Source organism: Bradyrhizobium sp. CSA207 (assembly GCF_029051685.1).
Classification (GTDB): Bacteria; Pseudomonadota; Alphaproteobacteria; order Rhizobiales; family Xanthobacteraceae; genus Bradyrhizobium.
In genome coordinates this window covers 22,237-42,363 of the sequence record NZ_JAACFT010000030.1, presented here as the reverse complement: position 1 = coordinate 42,363, position 20,127 = coordinate 22,237, and the positions used below count along the sequence as shown (strand labels likewise).

The window sequence follows — 20,127 nt, the reverse complement described above, 5'->3', positions numbered from 1 at the left end:
GACGTAAAACCTTAGCGTTCGATGGTGCCGGTGCGCCGGATCTTCTTCTGCAGCAGCAGCACGCCGTAGAGCAGCGCTTCCGCGGTGGGCGGACAGCCGGGCACGTAGATGTCGATCGGCACGATGCGGTCGCAGCCGCGCACGACCGAGTAGGAATAGTGGTAGTAGCCGCCGCCATTGGCGCAGGAGCCCATCGAGATGACGTAGCGCGGCTCGGGCATCTGGTCGTAGACCTTGCGCAGCGCCGGGGCCATCTTGTTGGTCAAGGTGCCGGCAACGATCATCACGTCAGACTGCCGCGGCGAGGCGCGCGGCGCGAAGCCGAAGCGCTCGACATCGTAGCGCGGCATCGACACCTGCATCATCTCGACCGCGCAGCAGGCAAGACCGAACGTCATCCACATCAGCGAGCCGGTGCGCGCCCAGGTGATGAGATCGTCGGTCGCGGCGACGAAGAAGCCCTTGTCGGACAGCTCGTGATTGACCTCGAGGAAGAACGGATCATGGGCCCCGACCGGCTTGCCGGTCGAAGGATCCAGGATGCCCTTGGCGGCCGGTGCGACGACCGGACCGGCGGACGGTGCGAGGTTCAATCCCATTCGAGCGCGCCTTTCTTCCATTCATAAGCGAACCCGACCGTCAGCACGGCGAGGAACACCACCATGGACCAGAAGCCGGTCGCGCCAAGCTTGCCGAACGCCACCGCCCAGGGGAACAGGAACGCCACCTCGAGGTCGAAGATGATGAAGAGGATGGCAACTAGGTAAAAGCGGACGTCGAACTTCATGCGGGCATCGTCGAACGCGTTGAAACCGCACTCATATGCCGACAGTTTTTCCGGGTCCGGCTGCTGGAACGCGACGATGAAGGGCGCGATCAGCAGCACCAGGCCGATGATAGCAGCTACCCCTATAAAGACGACGAGTGGAAGATAGTTCTGTAGAATGCCGCTCATTGACGAGCCCTTTTTCCCGCGGTCTCGGGATAACCACGGATTCGTCCGATTTGGAATTATTCTGAGCCTTAGCGCAGTGCACCAATGGGCGCAAGACACGCTCTTTTCAGGCCCTTTGCCGCCCCCAGAACGGTAGAAATCCCGGAATCGCCCCGCGGCTGGTATGGAGCAGATCGACCGCCCCAGCAAGGGCGATCCCGATCAGTCCAAGCTCGCTCTGCCGTGACGTCCGCTTTTGGGGAGGCCGCCTTTATCTAGGCTGTGGCGCAACAAAGTCCAGATTGCGACGAGGACGGGCGCTCCAACCGTCACCCAGGCGACATATTGGCCAACCGCGCCCCAAAGCAATGCCGCCAGCAGACCCGTGATGGTCGCAGCTGCAAGCAGAACAGGTGCGGCAAAGACACGTATCCACAGGCGCGAGCTGTCCGGGGAGCCATGCATCATGACGGGACCGAGGCTCGTCTGGCGAATGCGCCGCTCCGGACCGGGGCCCGCTTCCGCCGCCGCGCCAGCCAGAGATAGAGGCCGCTGCCGATCACAACGATGGTGAGCAGGTCGAGCGCGGCCCAGATCACCTTGAGCGGCACCCCACCGTAATCGCCGAAATGCAGCGGCTGCGAGATCAGCAGCGCCTGGAGATAGACCGGCAGCGCCCGGCTGTCGGCGACCTCCCCTGTTTCGCCATCGAGCAGCACCGGCTTCAGCAGCCGCGACGTCAGCGCCGTGTCGCCGCGCATGAACGCGGCGAAGTGGTGCGAGGAGGTGAACGGCGTGCCCGGAAACGCGATGAAGGCGATCTCCATGCCGGGGGCCGCCGTTTTGGCGCGCGCAACGACGCCGTCGAGCGAGGCGAGATGCGAGGGCGGCGGCTTGCCGGCATAGGGCGCGACCATGCTGGCGAGCTCAGTCGCTTTCCACTGGTTCAGCATCAGCTCGGCCCAGGTGTTGACGACACCGGTCAGCCCGACCACCAGGGCCCAGGCCACCGTCACGACGCCGATCAGATTGTGCCAGTCGAGCCAGACCACGCGGCGCGAGGCGCGGTCGCGGATGGTGGCAAAGCGCAGCCGGCGGGTGAACGGCCAATACAGCACCACGCCGGAGACGATGGCGACGGCGAACAGCAGACCCATTGCGCCGAGAAACAGCTTTCCGGCCTGGCCTGCGAACATGTCGGTGTGCAGCTTGAGCACGATCAGCATCGGCCCGACACCGACCGGCCCGAGCAGCTTGGCCGATACCGCATCGAAGGCGCGCACGGTGGTGTTGTCCGGCAGCCCGTCGACGGTACTGTTGGTGAAGGCCGTCACGATCCCGGGCTCGTACTTGTCCCAGGAGATATATTGCAGCACCCGGCCGGGATCGGCGGCGAGCGCGGCGTCGGCGACTTGCTGGGTCGTCGCATGCGCCGCGCTCGCATGAGCTTCGGGCTGGGGGGCATAGCCCAGGAGCTGATCGATCTCGTGATGGAAGACCAGCGGCAGGCCGGTCAGGCAGAGCAGCAGTAGGAACACGGTCGAGATCAGGCTGGTCCAGGTATGGACCACGGACCAGAGCCTGACCGTCCGCGCTTTCACGATGGCGTTCCCTCGCCCGCGCCTACCATTTGTAGGAGACGCTGGCGGTGACGCGCCGGCGGTCGCCGTAGAAGCAGGACGTGGCCGAGGCGCAACTCGCGACGTAGATCTTGTCGGTCAGGTTGATCACGTTGACGGCCGTGCGCCAGTTCTGCCATTCGTAGTGCACCGCGAGATCGCCGAGCACCACCGCGGGGACCTCAAGGGTATTGGCGGTGTCGGCCCAGGACGAGCCGACATAGCGCACGCCGCCGCCGAAACCGAAGCCCGCAAGCGGTCCGTCCTTGAAGGTGTAGTCGGCCCAGCCCGAGACCAGGAGCTCAGGCGTGTTGGTCGGCGTCTTGCCGACCAGCGCCGGATCGAGATCCCTGCTGGTGAAGAGATGATAGGCCGTGAAGGCGCCGATCAGCTTCAGCTCTTTCGTGGCATTGGCCACCGCTTCGAGCTCGATACCGCGCGAGGTCACCTCGCCGGTCTGGTTTTGCAGGACCGGCGTGGAACCCGGCACAGTCGTCGGCACGTTTTGGCGAATCAGATCGAAGGCCGAGACCGTGAAATAGCCATCGAATCCCTTGGGCGCGACCTTCACGCCGATTTCGGCCTGCTTCCCCGTTTCCGGCAGGAACAGCTGGTTTTGCGCGTTGAGGCCGATGATCGGATTGTAGCTCGTCGCATAGGAGATGTAGGGCGCGATGCCGTTGTCGAAATTGTAGATCAGCCCGGCGCGCCCGCTGAACCGGCTGTCGTCATGCTCGGAGATCAAAGCGCCGGTGGCACGGCTGGCCTGGGTCGTCTCGACCCAATCGTTGCGGCCGCTCAGAACCAGCGTGAAATTGCCGAGCTTCATCTGGTCCTGGAGATAGGTGCCGGCCTGCTTCTGCGTGATGAGGAAATTTCGGAACGGATCCCCCGTCAACGGAATATCGCCAACGCCGTAGGTAGGATTGAGGACATTGATCGACGGTACACCAGCGAACACGAACGCCTGGTAGTCGTCGATCTGGTAACCCTTCAGGTCGACGCCGAACAGCATCGTGTGCTTCACCTGACCGGTGTTGAAGCGATACTCGAGCTGGTTGTCGAGATTGGCCTGGTTGGCGGTGTTCTTCGCATACCAATTGTATCGAAACATGTCGCCGGCCGGTTCGTTGGTGTAGCCGTTTCCGACATAGCCTCGATAGGTGAGGTCGATATGCGCGAAACGGGCATTCTGCCGGAACGTGAGATCGTCGGTGAGATTGCGCTCGAACTGGTAGCCAAGCATCTCCTGCTCGCGCGTGAACTTGTCGACACCGGGATCGCCAACGAAGAAGCTGGTCGGGATCTTGCCGAACGGTTCGTTGGTCACCGTGCCCCTGGAAGGCAGGAAGTTGATGCCTCGGGTGTCCTGCTTCGAGGCCGACGCCAAGACCGTGAACGTCGTGTCGGCATCCGGCTTCCACGTGAATGACGGCGCGATGAAATAGTTGTTGTCGGAGATGAAGTCGACCTGGGTGCCGCCATTCTGCACCTGGCCGACGACGCGGTAGAACAGCTTGCCGTTGTCGGCTTGCGTTGCGACCGGGCCGCCGAAATCGAAGCCGACATAGGCGTTGCCGAAATTGTTGACACCTGTCTCGATGAAGCGGATCGGCTCGGCTGGCGGCAGCTTGCTGATGACGTTGACGATGCCGCTCGGGCTCGATCCGCCATAGAGCACGGCCGAGGGACCGCGCAGCACCTCGACTCGCTCCATGTTCGGGGTCTGGAGCTTCCAGCTCGCATAGGATGTGTAGAACAGCTGCATGCCGTCGAGGAACAGCCCGACGTCGTCGGACTTGAAGCCGCGGATCAGCCACCAGTCGTTGCGGGTGTCAGCGCCGAAGGTCCCGGCGCGCACGCCGGCGGTGTAGCGCAGCACCTCGTCGAGCTTGTTCGGCTTCTGGTCGCGGATCTGCTCCGCTCCGATCACCGACACCGACTGCGGCGTCTCCATGATCGGCGTGTTGGTCTTGGTGCCCGACGAGCTGCGGCCTGCGACGTAGCCGTTCACGGGGCCGCGCGGTGTCTCGACGAAGCCGACGTTACGCTGCGGCTGCGGTTTCTGGCTGTTGGCACTCTGCGGCGACCGCTGGGCGCGGCGCGGCGCGCTCGTGGCTGCACGGCGGCGTTGTTCCGGCGCGGCGACTGTCACCGGCGGCAGGTTCGTCGCGCCGGATTGCGGCGAAGATTGTGCGAACGACGCTTGCGCCATCAATACCCAAGCGGATGCGGTCGCCAATACGGCCGACCGCAGCATTCCAAGACTGTTCAACGCGCCACCCCAAAACTTACGTCATTCATGCGTCATGCCGTCAGTCCCATGAGGACATGCGCTTAAGGTGACGCTTAGGTGAGGAAGCGCGATTTCCCTAATTGAAAACTTCTTAGAAAGAGTCTTAGAAACACTCCAACGTTTCCAAATGTTGGCATGAAATCAGCGCGGAGCTTTCTCCGCCTCTAACATCTCGGCGGCGGTTGCCGTGAGCTGATCGATCTGCACGAGTAGCGTTTCGAATTCTTCCTGGCTCAGATGTTCCAGCAGACGCCGATTGCGCTCCTGCGCGCCGGCGACGATCGCATCATGCGCGGCAAGGCCTGCCGGGGTCAGCGAGACCAGCACTTCGCGGCTGTCTTTCGGGTTCGCCGATTTCGCGATCAGCTTGCGCGACACGAGTTCCGCCAGCGCGCGACTGATCTGACCCTTGTCCTGGCCGACGGCTTCGGCCAGCCGCGCTACGCTCATCGGCGGTCGCCGGCCGAGCGAGGCGACCAGGCCAAACTCGACCGAGGACAATCCGGCGAGGCGCTTGTAGCGCAGGATGGCGCCGCGCTTGAGCAAATTGGCCAGCACCATCAGCCGTGACGACAGCATCACGGTGATCGGCGCCGGCGGATCGTTTTCGTCCGTCCCGGGCGACGATCCACCCCTGCTCGGTGTCTGGCTCATGGTCCACCTCTGCCAAGAAAGCCGTGGCCTGCCAAGCCCGTGCGGAGGGTCCGGTTCCCTGTGGTCAAATGCAATTAAGAGGCATCCGGAAATTCGTTGACATTGTCATCGATCGGCTTTTGACTGGGTCCAACCATAAAAATGGCCCATCGAGGCCAAGCGGCGCGAGGAACAGCATGACCATCACCCAGCGTGATCGCGATCTCGGCACCACCTATGCGATGAAGCCGGCGTATACGCGCACCGAGCTGACCTCGGTCGTGCGCGGCACGCCGATGGGCGAACTGCTCCGCCGCTACTGGCATCCGGTCGGCGTCGCCGCCGACGCCACCGACACGCCGAAAAAGGTGCGCGCGCTCGGCGAGGACCTGATCCTGTTCCGCGACAGGTACGGCCGCGTTGGCCTCTTGCACGCGCGCTGCTGTCACCGCGGCACCACGCTCTACTACGGCAAGGTCGAGGAGGACGGCATCCGCTGCTGCTATCACGGCTGGAAGTTCGACACCGAGGGCCACTGCCTGGAGCAGCCCTGCGAGCCCGACGGCGGCCAGTTCAAGGATAAGGTGCGGCAGCCCTGGTATCCGGTCGAGGAGCGCTACGGGCTGATCTTCGCCTATATGGGCCCGGCCGAGAAACGCCCGGTGTTGCCGGCTTACGAATGCCTGGAAAACATGGACGATGGCGAGTTCGTCGAGGCCGACGATTCCTCGATCGGCGGCGGCGGGCCGGCGATCATCCCCTGCAACTGGCTGCAGCATTTCGAAAACGTTGTCGATCCCTATCACGTGCCGGTACTGCACGGCTCTTTCTCGGGTCCGCAATTCACCAACATGATGGCCTCGATGCCTGAGGTGACGTTCGACAGGACGCCGCGCGGAATTGCCGTGCGCTCGATCCGCAAGCAGGGCGACGGCAAGGTGTTTTATCGCGTCACCGAAGCCGCCCTGCCCACCTTGCGCGTGGTGCCGAACCCGCGCGTGGCGCAATTCGCCCGCGTCGAGTCGATCGGCTGGACGCTGCCGATCGACGATACTTCGTTCCGCATCTACGTCGCCGGCCGCGTCAAGAATGCCGGCGACATCGGCCGCATGCGCTCGAAGTTCAACGGCAAATTCTGGTGGGACATGACGGAAGCCGAGCACCAGCAATTCCCGGGCGACTACGAGGCCCAGGTCGGCCAAGGGCCGCAGACTATCCACTCCGAGGAGCATTTTGGCCAAAGCGACCGCGGCATACTGATGATCCGGCGCATGCTGAGCGACCAGCTCGATGCCATGGCCGCAGACCGCGACCCCATCGGCGTGTCGTTCGACGCCAGCGCAGCGCCGGTCGAATTCGAAGCGGGGAACTACATCCGCGACGCCTGAAGCAACCGGCTCCAATCAGGGCTGGACCGACGACGACAACAAAGACAAATTGGGGGAAGCGATGGTCGATGTGACGTCACAGATGTCGGTGCAAACAGCCGCCGCGGCAACGCCGTCGGTGCGGCGCTATTACGTGCTCGGGCTGCTCACCATCATCTATGCGCTGAACTTCCTCGACCGCACCATCTTCAACGTCCTGATCGAGCCGATCAAGAAGGAGTTTGCGCTCAGCGACACCATGATGGGCCTGCTCGCAGGCTTCGGCTTCGCGCTGTTCTATTCGCTGCTCGGCATCCCCATTGCCCGCATCGCCGATCGGCTCAACCGGCGCAACATCGTAGCCGTGGCCTTTGCCTTCTGGAGCGCGATGACGGCGCTGTGCGGCACGGCCTCCAGCGTGACCTCGCTGGCGCTGGCGCGCATCGGCGTCGGCATCGGCGAATCCGCGGGCTCGCCGGCCTCGCAGTCGATCGTCGCCGACCTCTTTGCCAGGAACGAGCGCCCGCGCGCGCTCGGCATCTACGCCATCGGCACCTATCTCGGCGTCTTCCTCGGCTATTTCATCGGCGGCTACGTCAACCAGCACTATGGCTGGCGGATGGCGTTCTATGTCGCGGGCCTGCCGGGCATCCTGCTCGCATTGGTCCTGTGGCTGACGATCTCCGAGCCGAAGCGCGGCGCGATGCAGGAGAGCTTTGTGCCCGAGCCGCTCGGGCCGACGCTGCGCTTCCTCGCCTCGCAGCAGAGCTTCATCATCGTGCTGATCGGCTTTTGTCTCACCACCTACACCAATTACGCCACCGCCGCCTGGATCCCGCCATTCCTGGCGCGCGTGCATCATCTGTCGAGCACCGAGATCGGCACCTATGCCGGCACCTTCAAGGGCCTGGCCGGCATGGCCGGCACGCTGCTCGGCGGATTCGTGGTTGCGCAAGTGAGCCGCCGCGACGACCGCTGGAAACTGTGGGCGCCCGCGATCACCTCAGGCCTTGCCGGCCCGGTGTTCGCGCTGTGCATGCTGACGCAGGATTTCGCGATGATGGTCGCGATGCTGGCACTGACCTCGTTCCTGGTCGGATTCCATCTCGGGCCGATCTTCGCAATCGCGCAGACCGTGGCAAAGCCGAGCATGCGGGCGCTGGCCTCCGCCCTGATCGCGCTCACCGCGACCTGCTTTGGCCAAGGCGTCGGTCCGCTCGCTGTCGGCGTGGTCAACGACGCGCTGAAGGGCAGTTTTGGGGCTGATGCCGTGCGTTATTCCCTGCTCTCGGCGGCGGTCACGACCACGCTCGGCGCCCTGCTATTCGTCTGGGCCGCCCGGTCGATCCGGACCGATATCGGCCGGGCCGCCGCCTGAGCCGGTCGAAACCAGCCAGATGAAACCATTTTGCGGAACCCGCGAAACCATCCGGAAACAGACAGTCCTTAAGACAAGAGCCAACAGGCGACGGCAAAGTCCGTCGGGAGGCTCAGATGAACCACTCAATTCATTCGGCTGATCGTGGGACCCACATGAAGATCGTGGTGGTGGCGCTTGTGGCCGGCATCGCAGTGGCCGGCTTCGGGATCGCAGCCCGTACCAACGCCGATTACAGCCAGACCGCCCAGTCCACCCACGTGATCAAGGCCGGCAAACCGGTGGTGGTCACCAGCGCGGGGACGTCGGAGATCCGCTAACGGGCCCCATTCCGGGACGCCCGATGGCCGCCTCCGGGCGGCCTTTTCGTTTTCCCGAGCAATACTTAGCCGGGGCGTGCAGGCCAAGCGCAACGTCCTTGACTTCACCAAGCCCCGCCTTTAAGTCCCCCTCGTTCCGCGCGCTTTCAGCGAACCACGCGGGAGTAGCTCAGTTGGTTAGAGCGCCGGCCTGTCACGCCGGAGGTCGCGGGTTCGAGCCCCGTCTCTCGCGCCATTTTGGCAATCCCTTCATAGCCTTAGCACGAACTTCTCGACGCCTTTCGCATCTGCTTGGCCGTTGACGGCGTCCGGCCGCATCCGGGACGTAGTCAGCCTCCGCCCGAATCGTCTACGCCTGCCGGGATATTTGCAGGTTCCCCTCACGTTGCTCGACTTTTCCGGGGATGCCCTGCCGTTGGATCATCGAGGAAGGCCAGACAGCATGGCGAAGAAGGCAGCCGCTCCCGTCACCATCACCCTCAGGCACCTCGCCGCGGACATCGCGGAAAGCCAGGATCTGTCGAAGAAGCACGCCGAGGCCGTGCTGACCGATATGGTCGACCTGATCGCAAAACATTTGAAGAAGGGCGACCGCGTCCGCATCGTCGGCCTCGGCATCCTCCAGGTCCGCAAGCGCGCCGCCCGCACCGGCCGCAATCCCGCCACCGGCGAGCCCATCCACATCAAGGCCAGCAAGAAGGTCTCGTTCCGCCCGGTCAAGGAGCTCAAGGAGGCGATCTAGCCGCTTACGCTTCGTTAAGGCTGATCCAGCGTCGTGCCCGCATCAGCGCGGTCCACGGAATGACGCTTTTCTGGTATATCGCGTGGCTTCCCTCAGGCCCGGTGGTTTGACCAGAAATGTCCTCCCTCACCTTTTCGCACACCGTGACCGAGCGCTTCCTGCGCTACGTCACCATCGACACCCAGTCCGATCCGGAATCCCCGGCCTCGCCCTCGACCGAAAAGCAGAAAGACCTCGGCCGCGTGCTCGCCGCCGAGCTGAAGGCCATGGGCGTCGCGGATGCCCATCTCGACGACTACGGCTACGTCTATGCAACGATCCCGGCCAACACCGACAAGAAGGTGCCGGTGATCTGCTTCTGCTCGCACATGGACACCTCGCCCGACTGCTCCGGCAAGGACGTCAAGCCGCAGGTGGTGAAGGACTATCGCGGCGGCGACATCACCCTGCCGGGCGATTCCAGCCAGGTGATCCGTTTCGCCGAGCACCCCGCGCTGAAGAACCAGATCGGCAATGACATCATCACCACCGACGGCACCACGCTGCTGGGGGCCGACAATAAGGCCGGCGTCGCCGAGATCATGGATGCCGCGCACTTCTTCATCAACAATCCGCAAGTGAAGCACGGCACCATCAAGATCCTGTTCACGCCGGACGAGGAGATCGGCCGCGGCGTCGACAATGTCGATCTGAAGAAGCTCGGCGCCGACTTCGGCTACACCATGGACGGCGAGAGCGCCGGCTGCGTCGAGGACGAGACCTTCTCGGCCGATGGCGCCACCATCACCATCAACGGCGTCAGCGCCCATCCCGGTTATGCCAAGGGCAAGATGGAGCATGCGATCAAGATCGCAGCCGCCATCGTCGAGCGGCTGCCCAAGGAAGGCTGCTCGCCGGAAACGACATCAGGCAAGCAGGGCTTTCTGCATCCGATCGGCATCGACGGCGCGCTGGAACAGGCGACGCTGTCCTTCATCGTGCGCGACTTCACCGAGGAAGGGTTGAAGGAGAAGGAGATCCTGCTCGAGGGCATCGTCAAGGATGTGATGAAGGATTATCCGCGCTCGAGCTACAAGTTCGAGGTCAAGGAGCAGTACCGCAACATGAAGCAGGTGATCGACCGTCACCCGCACATCCTCGAATATGCCATCGAGGCGATCCGCCGTGCCGGCCTCCGCCCGATGCGCACCGCGATCCGCGGCGGCACCGACGGTTCGCGCCTGTCCTTCATGGGCCTGCCCTGCCCCAACATCTTTGCAGGCGAGCACGCCTTCCACTCGCGCCTCGAATGGGTCAGTCGGCAGGACATGGAGAAGGCGGTGCAGACCATCGTGCACCTCGCGATGATCTGGGAGGAGAAGGCGTAGCGCCCGCGCGAATGCAAGACGCGATGCGACATCAAGTTCCCCGCACGTAACAATGTTGCGGGTCGACACTGTCGCGGCCGCCATGCTACCGCAGCCGGACCGGGAACCAGAGTGAGACCGTGACTGAGATCCGCCGAGCCAATCGATCAAGCCATCTGCGCACCTGGCGCGGGCTGCTCGCTGTGCTGATCGCGGCGGTCTATTTGCTGACGGGCGCGCTGCACGGCCTGCACGACATCGACGTCACCGCGCCCGCCGGCGGTGCGGAGATCGCCGCGGTGCTCGACAGCTCGGGCCACGCTGATGACAAGGCGGTGGGCGGCCATCATTGCCATGGCTGCTTCTCGGTGACGGTAGCGCAGCCGGTGCCATCAGCCGCATCGATCGAGCTCGTGTCCGCGTCAGTCCCGCAATGTGCAGCCCGGCTCGCGGGCATCGTCCCCGATACCGACTCCCCGCCTCCCAAGCATATTGCCTGAACGGATTGGTCGGGCGCTCGCGCCCATTAGGTTCATCCTTCACAGGTCGATTTCATGTTTTGCAGGGGAATGGCCGCGCGCCTGGCGTGCGCGGTGGCGTGTCTGATTGCCGGGCTGGCGCTTGCACCGTCGCACGCCCAGACTTTGACGATGCGAAGCGCGCTGTCGCGGGCGCTGGCCGCAAGCCCGCGCCTGACCGCGGCCGAGCGCGATGTCGGCATCGCCACGGGCCAGCGCATCCAGGCGGGCGCACTCCTCAATCCGGAGCTGTCCTACGAACAGGACAACTCGCTCGGCTCCGGCACCTATCGCGGCACCAAATCGGCCGAGACCACGCTCCAGATCAGCCAGGCGTTCGAGCTGTTCGGCAAGCGCGAGGCGCGGATCGCCGCAGGCGAGGCTGGAACCGAGGTCGCGGCGATCCAGCGCAAGGCTGTCAGGCTCGAGCTGCTGTCGGAGACCGCGATCGCCTTCCTGAGCGTGCTCGGCGCGCAGCGCCGCATCCAGATCCTCGACGAGCAGATTGTCGCCATCGACCGCCTGACGCCGCTGCTGCGGCGCCGCGTCGAGGCCGGCGCCTCCTCGCCGGCCGAAACCGGCCGCGCCGAAGTGGCGTCAGCCCTGGTGAAAGGCGATCGCGAGCGCTTCAAGGCGACGCTCGCCAGTGCCCGGCGCGAGCTTGCGGTGCTGATGGGCGATCCGACACCGAAATTCACCGAGGTCTCCGGCCGGCTCGACGACACCACCGGGCGACCGCCTGCGTTCCAGTCGGTGGTCGCCGCCATCGATGCCAATCCGCAGCTGGCGCGCTGGACCGCCGTTTATGCCCAGCGCAATGCCGAGCTGCTGCTGGCGCGGCTCAAGCCCTATCCCGACGTCCGGATCGCTGCCGGCTGGCGCCACTTCAACGAGACCAATGACGATGCGGTGCGCCTCACCGTCTCGGTGCCGATCCCCGTGTTCGACCAGAACCAGGGCAACATCCTCTCGGCGCAGGAAGGCCTGGCCAAGACCAAGGCCGAGCGCGAAGCCAACCGCAACACGCTGGTCGTGATCGCCGGCCGCGCCTACGACTCGGTCCAGGGCTCGCTACGCGAGCTCGCCGTGCTGCGCGAGACCGCGATTCCGAAGGCCGTCGAGGCGGCCGAGGCGATCTCGCAGGGCTACGGCCAGGGCCGCTTCACCCTGCTCGAAGTGCTCGACGCCCAGGCCAGCGTCGCGCAGGCGCGATTGCGCGAGCAGGAGGCGCTGCAGAATTTCCACGCGGGCGTTGCCACCATCGAGGGCCTGGTCGGCAATCCGTTCTCGCTCGCCCGGGAGGGCGCACGATGAAGACATCCTCCACCATCCTCGTGGGAATCGTCACGGCCGCGCTCGGCGCCTATGGCTATGCGATGTTGGCGCCGGCCTGCGTTGCGCCAACTGAACACGCCGCGGACAGCAAGCCGGAGAAGCCGAACGAGCATGTCGAGCAGGACGAGCACGGCGCCGATCGCATCCGCATCTCCGACGTCAAGCTTGCCGCCGCGGGCGCGACGCTGGCGGAGGCCGCGAGCGCCACGCTGACCGACACGCTCGCCTTCAACGGCATCTTGCGCGCCAACCAGGAAGCGGTGGTGCAGGTGACGCCGCGCTTTCCGGGCATCGTCAAATCGATCCTGAAGCGGATCGGCGACAAGGTCGGCAAGGACGATTTGCTGGCCTCCATCGAGAGCAACCAGAGCCTCACGGTCTACGAGCTCAAGGCGCCGATCGGCGGCACCATCATCGAACGGCAGATCTCGCTCGGCGAATATGCCTCCGAGCAGAAGCCGGCCTTCGTCGTCGCCGATCTCTCCAGCATCTGGGTCGACCTCTCGATCTATCGCCAGGATCTCAGGCGGGTTCGCCTTGGCGACGAGGTGCTGATCGACCCCGACGACGGCGGCGGCGAGATCAAGGCCGCGATCTCCTATATGGCGCCGATCGGCGCCAGCGAGACCCAGACCGCGCTCGCCCGCGTCGTGCTGCCCAACCCGGATGGCCGGCTCCGTCCCGGCCTGTTCGTCACGGCGCGGCTGATCCTGGCCGCACGCGACGTTGCCGTTGCCGTCCGCAAGAGCGCGATCCAGACGCTGGAGAACAGGACCATCGTGTTCGTCCGCGAGGACGGCGACAAGATCGAGGCGCGTCCGGTTGAGCTCGGCGATTCCGACCCGAAATTCGTGGAGATCCGTGCAGGGCTTTCGGCCGGCGAGCGCTACGTCGCCGAGAACAGTTTTGTGGTCAAGGCGGAGATGGGCAAGGGAGACGCCGATCATGATTGAGCGCATCCTCGCCGCGTCCATTCGTCAACGATGGCTCGTCGTCCTCTTCGCGCTCGCAGCCGGCGCCTTCGGCGCCTGGAATTTCACGCGCCTGCCGATCGACGCCGTACCCGACGTCACCAACGTCCAGGTCCAGATCAACACCCGCGCACCCGGCCTGTCGCCGCTCGAAGCCGAGCAGCGCATCACCTTCCCAATCGAGACTGTGATGGGAGGCTTGCCGAAGCTCGACTACACGCGCTCGATCTCGCGCTATGGCCTGAGCCAGGTCACCGTCGTATTCCAGGACGGCACCGACATCTATTTCGCGCGCCAGCTCGTCAATGAACGCATCCAGCAAGCCCGCGACCAATTGCCGGCCGGCACCGAGGTCGCGATGGGGCCGATCTCGACCGGCCTCGGCGAGATCTACGTCTATTCCGTCGAAACCCAGCCCGGCGCGAAATCGGCGACCGGCGCCGATTTCACCCCGACCGAACTGCGGACCATCCAGGACTGGATCATCAAGCCGCAGCTCCGCACCGTTCCCGGCGTGATCGAGGTCAATTCGATCGGCGGCTATGAGCGGCAGTTCCACGTGCTGCCGATCCCGGGCCGGCTGATGGCCTATCGCCTCGGCTTCCGCGACATCATGACGGCGCTCGCCGCCAACAACGCCAATGTCGGCGCCGGCTATATCGAGCGCAACGGCGAGCAATATCTCGTCCGCGTCCCCGGGCAGGTCGCCAATATTGCGGACATCAGGGACATCGTGATCGGTTCGCGCGGCGGCGTGCCGGTGCGCGTCCGCGATGTCGCCGACGTGCAGGAAGGCCAGGACCTGCGCACGGGCGCGGCGTCGGCGAACGGCAAGGAGACCGTGCTCGGCACCGCCATGCTGCTGATCGGCGAGAACAGCCGCAGCGTGGCCCAGCGCGTGGCCGCAAGGCTCAAGGAGATCGCGAAATCGCTCCCCGAGGGCGTGATCGCGCGCGCGGTCTACGACCGCACGCATCTGGTCGAAGCGACCATCCAGACCGTCGAGAAGAATCTCGTCGAGGGCGCAGCGCTGGTGATCGCGGTGCTGTTCCTGATCCTCGGCAACATCCGCGCCGCGCTGATCACAGCCTGCGTCATTCCCCTCTCCATGCTATTCACGATCTCGAGCATGGTCGAGAGCAAGGTCAGCGCCAATTTGATGAGCCTGGGGGCGATCGATTTCGGCATCATCGTCGACGGCGCCGTCATTATCGTGGAAAACTGCCTGCGGCTGCTTGCTGCCGAGCAGCACCAGCGCGGGCGGCTGCTCACGCTGGAAGAACGGATGCAGACGATCCGTGCCGGGAGCAACGAGGTCATCAAGCCGAGCCTGTTCGGCACGCTCATCATCGCCGTGGTCTACCTGCCCGTCCTGACCCTGACCGGCACCGAGGGCAAGATGTTCACGCCGATGGCGCTCACCGTGCTGATGGCACTCGGCGGCGCAGCGCTGCTATCGATCACGTTCGTTCCAGCCGCCATCGCGATCCTCGTCACCGGCAAGGTCTCGGAGACGGAGAACATCTTCATGCGCGCCGCCAAGCGGCTCTACGTTCCCTTGCTCGACGGTGCCATCCGCAACCGCGGCAGCGTCGCACTTGGCGCCGTCCTGATCGTCGCCGGGAGCCTGTTCGCCGCAACGCGCATGGGCGGCGAATTCATCGCGAGCCTCGACGAAGGCGACATCACCATCGAGACCATACGGATTCCCGGCACCAGCCTCAGCCAGAGCGTCGACATGCAACTTCGGCTGGAGAAGGCAATCAAGCAGGTTCCGGAGGTGGCGACCATCTTCTCCAAGGTCGGGACCGCCGAGATCGCCAACGACCCGATGCCGCCCAACGTGGCCGACACCTATGTCACGCTGAAGCCGCGCGAGGAATGGCCGGATCCTGCGAAGCCTAAGGATGAAGTGGTCGCCGAACTCGAACGTGCCGCCAACACCCTGCCCGGCACGGCCTATGGCATGACCCAGCCGATCCAGATGCGGTTCAACGAGCTCATCGCAGGCATCAGGAGCGACGTCGGCGTCAAGATCTTCGGCGATGACCTCGACGTACTCGCGGGCATCGCCCAGCAGGTCCACGGCGTGGTTCGCGGCATCGAAGGCGCCGCTGACGTCAAGACGGAGCAGATTACCGGCCTGCCGATCCTCACGGTGAAGCTCGACCGCCAGGCGCTGTCGCGTTACGGCCTAAGCGTCGGCGAGGTTCAAAACCTCGTCGAGATCGCAATCGGGGGAAAACCGGTCGGAAAATTGTTCGAGGGCGATCGCCGCTTCGACATCGTGGTGCGCCTGCCGGAAAACCTGCGCGCCGATCCGGATGCCATCAAGTCGATACCGATCCCGCTGCCGCTGGGCGAGGACACGGCGGCCGTCACCAAGACGGCATGGCCGGGGACCGCGAGTACAGGCCTGCGCTACGTCCCATTGTCCTCCGTCGCGGCGATCGAGATCGCGCCCGGCCCCAACCAGATCAGCCGCGAGAACGGCAAGCGGCGGGTGGTGGTGATGGCCAACGTCCGCGGACGCGACCTGCGCTCCTTCGTCGCCGAGGCCCAGGAAACTGTCGCAGAGAAGGTCAAGCTGCCGCCGGGCTACTGGATCGGCTGGGGCGGACAGTTCGAGCAACTGGTGTCCGCAACCAAGCGGCTGACGATCGTGGTGCCGGTGGCGCTGCTGCTGGTGTTCCTGCTGCTGTTCATGAGCATGGGATCGGTGGCGGACGCGCTGCTGGTGTTCTCCGGCGTGCCGCTGGCACTGACCGGCGGGGTCGCGGCGCTGCTGCTGCGCGGCATCCCGCTGTCGATCAGCGCCGGTGTCGGCTTCATCGCGCTGTCAGGGATGGCTGTGCTCAACGGGCTCGTCATCATCGCCTTCATCGAGCGGCCGCGCAGCGAGGGACGACCCATTGCGGAGGCCGTGCGCGAGGGTGCGCTGACGCGCCTGCGCCCCGTCCTGATGACCGCACTGGTCGCCTCCCTCGGCTTCGTGCCGATGGCGCTCGCCACCGGCGCCGGCGCGGAGGTGCAGCGGCCGCTGGCCACCGTCGTGATCGGCGGCATCATCTCCTCGACCGTGCTGACGCTGTTGGTGCTACCGGCGCTCTATGTGCTGTTCCGGCGTGACGGAGCGAACGAAACGCCTACAATGGCGCCTGATTTGGCGACCTCCGGGGAGCGATAGATTGGGCGGGCATGACCATCACGGTCACCACCACGATGATCACCGTGGCCACGCGCACGGTCACGACCACAGCCATGGTCATGGTCATGGGCATGTCCACGCGCCCGCCAATTTCGGCACGGCGTTTGCGATCGGCATTTCGCTCAACACCGCACTGGTCGTGGCCGAGGCGGTCTACGGATATATCGGCAACTCCACTGCGCTGCTGGCCGATGCCGGCCATAACCTCAGCGACGTGCTCGGCCTGATCGTGGCCTGGGGCGCATCGATCGCGGCCCGGCGCGCGCCGAGCGGCCGTTTCACCTATGGCCTTCGGGCTTCCACCATCCTGGCGGCGCTTGCCAACGCGATGTTCCTGCTGGTCGCCACGGGCGCGATCGGCTGGGAGGCGATATTGCGCCTGCGCGAGCCGGAGCCGGTCGCCGGCGTCACCGTGATGGTGGTCGCCGGCATCGGCATCCTCGTCAACGGCTTCACCGCCCTTCTGTTCGCGCGCGGTCGCAAGGACGACATCAACATCGAGGGCGCCTACCTGCACATGGCGGCCGACGCCGCGGTCTCGCTCGGCGTCGTGGTCTCGGCGGCGCTGATCATCTGGACCGGCTGGCTCTGGCTCGATCCCGTCACCAGCCTCGTCATCTGCGCCACTATCCTCTGGAGCACCACCAGCCTGCTGCGCGGCTCCATCGCTATGTCGATGGCGGCAGCGCCAAAGGGCACCGACCTCACCGCGATCCGGGCGTTTCTGCTGGCGCGGCCCGGCGTCGCCGGGATCCACGATCTCCACGTCTGGCCAATCTCGACCACAGAGACGGCGCTGACCTGCCATCTCGTCATGCCGGCCGGTGCCACCGGCGACGCGTTCCTGATGGAGACCGCGCAGCTGCTGAAGGCCTCGTTCCGCATCGGCCACACCACACTTCAGGTCGAGGCGCATCCCGACAATGGCTGCGCGCTGGCGCCGGATGATGTGGTGTGAGGCTTGCGCCTCTGCCTCCACATCGTCATTGCGAGCGCAGCGAAGCAATCCAGACTGTATCCGCGGCGGCAGCCTGGATTGCTTCGTCGCAAGGGCTCCTCGCAATGACGACGAGGAAGCAGCGGCGCTACGCCGCCCTCGCCGTCACGATCCAGATCGCGCCCTGCAACGCAACGCTCTGCCCCTTCAGGAACGGCGCAAGCATCTCGCGGATCGAGGCTTTTGCGGCCTCGTAGATCTCCGGAGGATGGCCCTGGAGCGCGCGGCTGGCGGGGCCGATCTGGAGCGAGCCGTCGACGGCGGCATCCAGCCCGCCTCCGATGGCGACGTCCATCGCGAGATTGTGCGGCTCCATCGCGACGTCGACGAAGCCAGCATCTTTCAGAATGCGCATCACGCGCTCCTCCGAGGCGAAGGCGAACGGGCCCGGCTCCTCCGGTCCGACCGGCGGCATCTTCGGCACGTGCTTGTAGACCGCCATCAGCGGCGTCATCATCCACGGGTTTTCCTTCGGCTCGCGCCAGCAGGCAAACGCCAGCCGTCCCGAGGATTTCAGCGCGTGATGCAGATTGGTAAACGACGCTATCGGATCGGCGAAAAACATCACGCCGAAGCGTGAGGCCAGCAAATCAAAGCTCGCCGGCTCGAACGGATGGACCGTCGCATCCGCCAGCACGAAATCAAGCGGCAGCCCCTTTGGCGCCAGCGCACGCGCCTGCGACAGCATCGGGTCGGAGACGTCGAGGCCGAGCGCAAGACCGTTCGGCGCCACCGCTTTCGCGAACGCGACCGTCGTAGCACCCGAGCCGCAACCGACATCGATCACACGCTCGCCCGGCTGCGGCCTGGCGCGGCTGATCAAGACATCCGCGATCGGTCCGAGCAGCGTCTCCTGCACCGCATGGCGATCGGCCCAGCGCTGCCCGCTCGGCCCGTTCCAATAGGCGATCTGATCGGCATTAAGTTCGTGGCCGGTAGTACTGCCCATTATTCCTCTCCAATATTGTCAAGACGACATGTCGTGTGACTGCATCCCGCCCGGTCCATCGCGTCGACTTCAGAGCAAGACCGGCAGATGAGGGAACATCACCAGAGCCGCCGCGGCGTGTGCGCATTGCAGCCGCATTGGTTTCACCGAACGGCCACATCAGAATCAGACGCCAACCAGATTTGGTCGATAGTTTTCCCATTCCTCAAACCGGAAAGGAAAGGCATGACCATGCGCAGCTTCACGGCATCCGTCATCGTTGCAGCTCTCTCCCTCGGAACTCCGGCTCTGGTGCAGGCACAGCGAGCACCTTCGCAACCCGGCGCCGAGTCTCCGTCCGATCAGTCCAGGACAGTGATACGGAGCATAGAGGTCGTCGATGTCAAGGAATTGCAGCCGGCAGTGCGCGCGAAAGTCGATGAAATCGTGGCGCATACAAGCGACGAAGACATACAGTCGCTTCGGAAGTCTATCGACGCCACGCCGCAGGCAGCGTCCGTCCTCAAGGCCAAGGGCTTGAATTCGTCGCAAGTGGTCGCGATCAACATCGCCGACGGTGTCCTGACGATGTTTACCAAGACCGCCTGAGACCAGGCGAGAGGTCTCGTCGAAGGGCAGTGTGGCGGGGGCAGATCGTCGCCTGCCCGCCGCGAAGCGGCGTTGAAATCGATCCGGATCGGACGACCGATTCACACTACCGGAAGAATGCCCTGCAGCGAGACCTGCTGCGGGGTTTCTCGTGCGACACGAACAAAGCGGTCAAATGCTCGCCGCATTTGGCCAAGGGTACGCCGTCAACATCCCGTCGGAAACCTGCCCCGCGCCCAATTGCCTGGGGCCGAACTACGGTGCGTACGGCCCCTTGCTCCAACACCCGCGGCGGGGCTAAAGAGACGCTGTGGGGCGGTTAGCTCAGCTGGTTAGAGCATCTCGTTTACACCGAGAGGGTCCGCGGTTCGAATCCGTGACCGCCCACCAGCCTTGGCTCGCTTCGCGAGCTACGGCTCGGCAAGCCATCCGAAGCGGGCGAAGGCTGCCACGCCGAAGCCGTCTAGGCGAAGGCGGGCTCCTCAACATGAGCAGTGTCTCTACAAGCCCGGCTCAGTCTTGCGGCCGGCCCGGCAGCCCAGGCACCGCATCGATCCAGGCCACGGCCGACTGGCACCAGATCTGCCTCACCGGCCGCAGGGTGTCGCGCTGGCGGATGCTGCCCCAGCGGATGCCCCAATCGCCGGCCTGGTCGCCCTCGCCGCTGGTGAACAGCGGGGAACCGCAGTCGCCGCAAAAGTGCTGGAAGCGCATCTGGCCGTTGTCGCCGCGCTTGCCGTAGATCCTTGGCATACCGGCGGTCAGGTGGACATCGGTCCCGGAACAGACGGCCGTCACGCGGAACGGCGAGCCGGTCAGCGCCTGGCAATCGGTGCAGTGGCACACCGAGATCGCGTCGGGGTCGATCTCGGCCTCATAGGTGATCCGCCCACAATGGCATTGTCCGTCGATCCGCATGCCTCCGC

The 20,127-nt window shown here is 64.9% G+C and carries 18 protein-coding genes and 2 tRNA genes; 13 read left to right on the top strand and 7 right to left on the bottom strand.

Annotated features, from left to right (window positions below):
- Window positions 1-11: 11 nt before the first annotated feature.
- From GWG65_RS29305 to GWG65_RS29285, 5 genes are all read right to left on the bottom strand, one after another.
- A complete protein-coding gene (locus GWG65_RS29305; RefSeq protein WP_275198988.1) occupies window positions 12-599 on the bottom strand; it encodes an NADH-quinone oxidoreductase subunit B in 588 nt (195 codons plus the stop codon).
- Entirely contained in the window at window positions 590-955 is a 366-nt protein-coding gene (locus tag GWG65_RS29300; RefSeq protein WP_200515596.1) for an NADH-quinone oxidoreductase subunit A, read from the bottom strand. Before GWG65_RS29300 ends, GWG65_RS29305 begins: the two co-directional genes overlap by 10 nt.
- A 443-nt stretch (window positions 956-1,398) precedes the next feature.
- A complete protein-coding gene (locus GWG65_RS29295) occupies window positions 1,399-2,535 on the bottom strand; it encodes a PepSY domain-containing protein (protein WP_275198987.1) in 1,137 nt (378 codons plus the stop codon).
- A 22-nt stretch (window positions 2,536-2,557) separates the two neighbouring features.
- On the bottom strand, window positions 2,558-4,813 hold the full coding sequence (locus tag GWG65_RS29290; RefSeq protein WP_275198986.1) for a TonB-dependent siderophore receptor: 2,256 nt from the start codon (window positions 4,811-4,813) through the stop codon (window positions 2,558-2,560).
- A gap of 177 nt (window positions 4,814-4,990) precedes the next feature.
- Window positions 4,991-5,503 carry a MarR family transcriptional regulator gene (locus GWG65_RS29285; RefSeq protein WP_275198985.1) on the bottom strand — a complete coding sequence of 171 codons (513 nt, stop codon included), beginning with the start codon at window positions 5,501-5,503 and terminating at the stop codon, window positions 4,991-4,993.
- Between the two features lie 176 nt (window positions 5,504-5,679).
- Here GWG65_RS29285 and GWG65_RS29280 point away from each other — a divergent pair, with 176 nt between their 5' ends.
- From GWG65_RS29280 to GWG65_RS29230, 11 genes are all read left to right on the top strand, one after another.
- Window positions 5,680-6,870, top strand: coding sequence for an aromatic ring-hydroxylating dioxygenase subunit alpha (locus GWG65_RS29280; protein WP_275198984.1), 1,191 nt, complete (start codon window positions 5,680-5,682; stop codon window positions 6,868-6,870).
- A gap of 61 nt (window positions 6,871-6,931) precedes the next feature.
- Complete coding sequence (locus GWG65_RS29275; protein WP_275198983.1) at window positions 6,932-8,227, top strand: MFS transporter; 1,296 nt, start codon at window positions 6,932-6,934, stop codon at window positions 8,225-8,227.
- 116 nt (window positions 8,228-8,343) lie between these two features.
- Window positions 8,344-8,547: a hypothetical protein gene (locus GWG65_RS29270; RefSeq protein WP_275198982.1), complete on the top strand. Its 204-nt coding sequence runs from the start codon at window positions 8,344-8,346 to the stop codon at window positions 8,545-8,547.
- Window positions 8,548-8,705: 158 nt separating this feature from the next.
- A tRNA-Asp gene (locus GWG65_RS29265) sits at window positions 8,706-8,782 on the top strand.
- A 207-nt stretch (window positions 8,783-8,989) separates the two neighbouring features.
- Window positions 8,990-9,289, top strand: coding sequence for an HU family DNA-binding protein (locus tag GWG65_RS29260; protein WP_148743659.1), 300 nt, complete (start codon window positions 8,990-8,992; stop codon window positions 9,287-9,289).
- A 116-nt stretch (window positions 9,290-9,405) separates the two neighbouring features.
- A complete protein-coding gene (pepT, locus tag GWG65_RS29255) occupies window positions 9,406-10,656 on the top strand; it encodes a peptidase T (protein ID WP_275198981.1) in 1,251 nt (416 codons plus the stop codon).
- A 119-nt stretch (window positions 10,657-10,775) separates the two neighbouring features.
- The gene (locus tag GWG65_RS29250; RefSeq protein ID WP_275198980.1) at window positions 10,776-11,135 is read left to right on the top strand and encodes a hypothetical protein; all 360 of its coding nucleotides are present in this window, start codon (window positions 10,776-10,778) and stop codon (window positions 11,133-11,135) included.
- A 54-nt stretch (window positions 11,136-11,189) separates the two neighbouring features.
- Window positions 11,190-12,467, top strand: coding sequence for a divalent metal ion exporter subunit IhpA (ihpA, locus tag GWG65_RS29245; RefSeq protein ID WP_275198979.1), 1,278 nt, complete (start codon window positions 11,190-11,192; stop codon window positions 12,465-12,467).
- Window positions 12,464-13,441, top strand: a complete 978-nt coding sequence (gene ihpB / locus GWG65_RS29240) for a divalent metal ion exporter adaptor subunit IhpB (protein ID WP_275198978.1) — start codon at window positions 12,464-12,466, stop codon at window positions 13,439-13,441. The genes ihpA and ihpB overlap by 4 nt, the downstream gene beginning before the upstream one ends.
- The gene (locus tag GWG65_RS29235) at window positions 13,434-16,646 is read left to right on the top strand and encodes a CusA/CzcA family heavy metal efflux RND transporter (RefSeq protein WP_275198977.1); all 3,213 of its coding nucleotides are present in this window, start codon (window positions 13,434-13,436) and stop codon (window positions 16,644-16,646) included. Before ihpB ends, GWG65_RS29235 begins: the two co-directional genes overlap by 8 nt.
- Window position 16,647: 1 nt before the next feature.
- Complete coding sequence (locus tag GWG65_RS29230; RefSeq protein ID WP_275198976.1) at window positions 16,648-17,625, top strand: cation diffusion facilitator family transporter; 978 nt, start codon at window positions 16,648-16,650, stop codon at window positions 17,623-17,625.
- Window positions 17,626-17,752: 127 nt separating this feature from the next.
- Here the strand turns inward: GWG65_RS29230 and GWG65_RS29225 are convergent, their stop codons facing one another.
- Entirely contained in the window at window positions 17,753-18,613 is an 861-nt protein-coding gene (locus tag GWG65_RS29225; RefSeq protein WP_275198975.1) for a methyltransferase domain-containing protein, read from the bottom strand.
- A 225-nt stretch (window positions 18,614-18,838) separates the two neighbouring features.
- Between GWG65_RS29225 and GWG65_RS29220 the strand changes: the two genes are divergently transcribed.
- A complete protein-coding gene (locus GWG65_RS29220) occupies window positions 18,839-19,201 on the top strand; it encodes a hypothetical protein (RefSeq protein ID WP_275198974.1) in 363 nt (120 codons plus the stop codon).
- 313 nt (window positions 19,202-19,514) lie between these two features.
- A tRNA-Val gene (locus GWG65_RS29215) sits at window positions 19,515-19,591 on the top strand.
- Window positions 19,592-19,714: 123 nt separating this feature from the next.
- Here GWG65_RS29215 and GWG65_RS29210 read toward each other — a convergent pair.
- On the bottom strand, window positions 19,715-20,119 hold the full coding sequence (locus GWG65_RS29210; RefSeq protein WP_275198973.1) for a GFA family protein: 405 nt from the start codon (window positions 20,117-20,119) through the stop codon (window positions 19,715-19,717).
- Window positions 20,120-20,127: the final 8 nt, after the last annotated feature.

Bases quoted from the DNA above. Each gene is read 5' to 3' on its own strand.
- GWG65_RS29220 (WP_275198974.1), top strand. From the start codon at position 18,839: ATGACCATGCGCAGCTTCACGGCATCCGTCATCGTTGCAGCTCTCTCC.
- GWG65_RS29285 (WP_275198985.1), bottom strand. From the start codon at position 5,503: ATGAGCCAGACACCGAGCAGGGGTGGATCGTCGCCCGGGACGGACGAA.
- ihpA (WP_275198979.1), top strand. From the start codon at position 11,190: ATGTTTTGCAGGGGAATGGCCGCGCGCCTGGCGTGCGCGGTGGCGTGT.
- GWG65_RS29290 (WP_275198986.1), bottom strand. From the start codon at position 4,813: ATGCTGCGGTCGGCCGTATTGGCGACCGCATCCGCTTGGGTATTGATG.
- ihpB (WP_275198978.1), top strand. From the start codon at position 12,464: ATGAAGACATCCTCCACCATCCTCGTGGGAATCGTCACGGCCGCGCTC.
- GWG65_RS29210 (WP_275198973.1), bottom strand. From the start codon at position 20,119: ATGCGGATCGACGGACAATGCCATTGTGGGCGGATCACCTATGAGGCC.
- GWG65_RS29260 (WP_148743659.1), top strand. From the start codon at position 8,990: ATGGCGAAGAAGGCAGCCGCTCCCGTCACCATCACCCTCAGGCACCTC.
- pepT (WP_275198981.1), top strand. From the start codon at position 9,406: ATGTCCTCCCTCACCTTTTCGCACACCGTGACCGAGCGCTTCCTGCGC.
- GWG65_RS29235 (WP_275198977.1), top strand. From the start codon at position 13,434: ATGATTGAGCGCATCCTCGCCGCGTCCATTCGTCAACGATGGCTCGTC.
- GWG65_RS29270 (WP_275198982.1), top strand. From the start codon at position 8,344: ATGAACCACTCAATTCATTCGGCTGATCGTGGGACCCACATGAAGATC.
- GWG65_RS29225 (WP_275198975.1), bottom strand. From the start codon at position 18,613: ATGGGCAGTACTACCGGCCACGAACTTAATGCCGATCAGATCGCCTAT.
- GWG65_RS29305 (WP_275198988.1), bottom strand. From the start codon at position 599: ATGGGATTGAACCTCGCACCGTCCGCCGGTCCGGTCGTCGCACCGGCC.
- GWG65_RS29275 (WP_275198983.1), top strand. From the start codon at position 6,932: ATGGTCGATGTGACGTCACAGATGTCGGTGCAAACAGCCGCCGCGGCA.
- GWG65_RS29300 (WP_200515596.1), bottom strand. From the start codon at position 955: ATGAGCGGCATTCTACAGAACTATCTTCCACTCGTCGTCTTTATAGGG.
- GWG65_RS29280 (WP_275198984.1), top strand. From the start codon at position 5,680: ATGACCATCACCCAGCGTGATCGCGATCTCGGCACCACCTATGCGATG.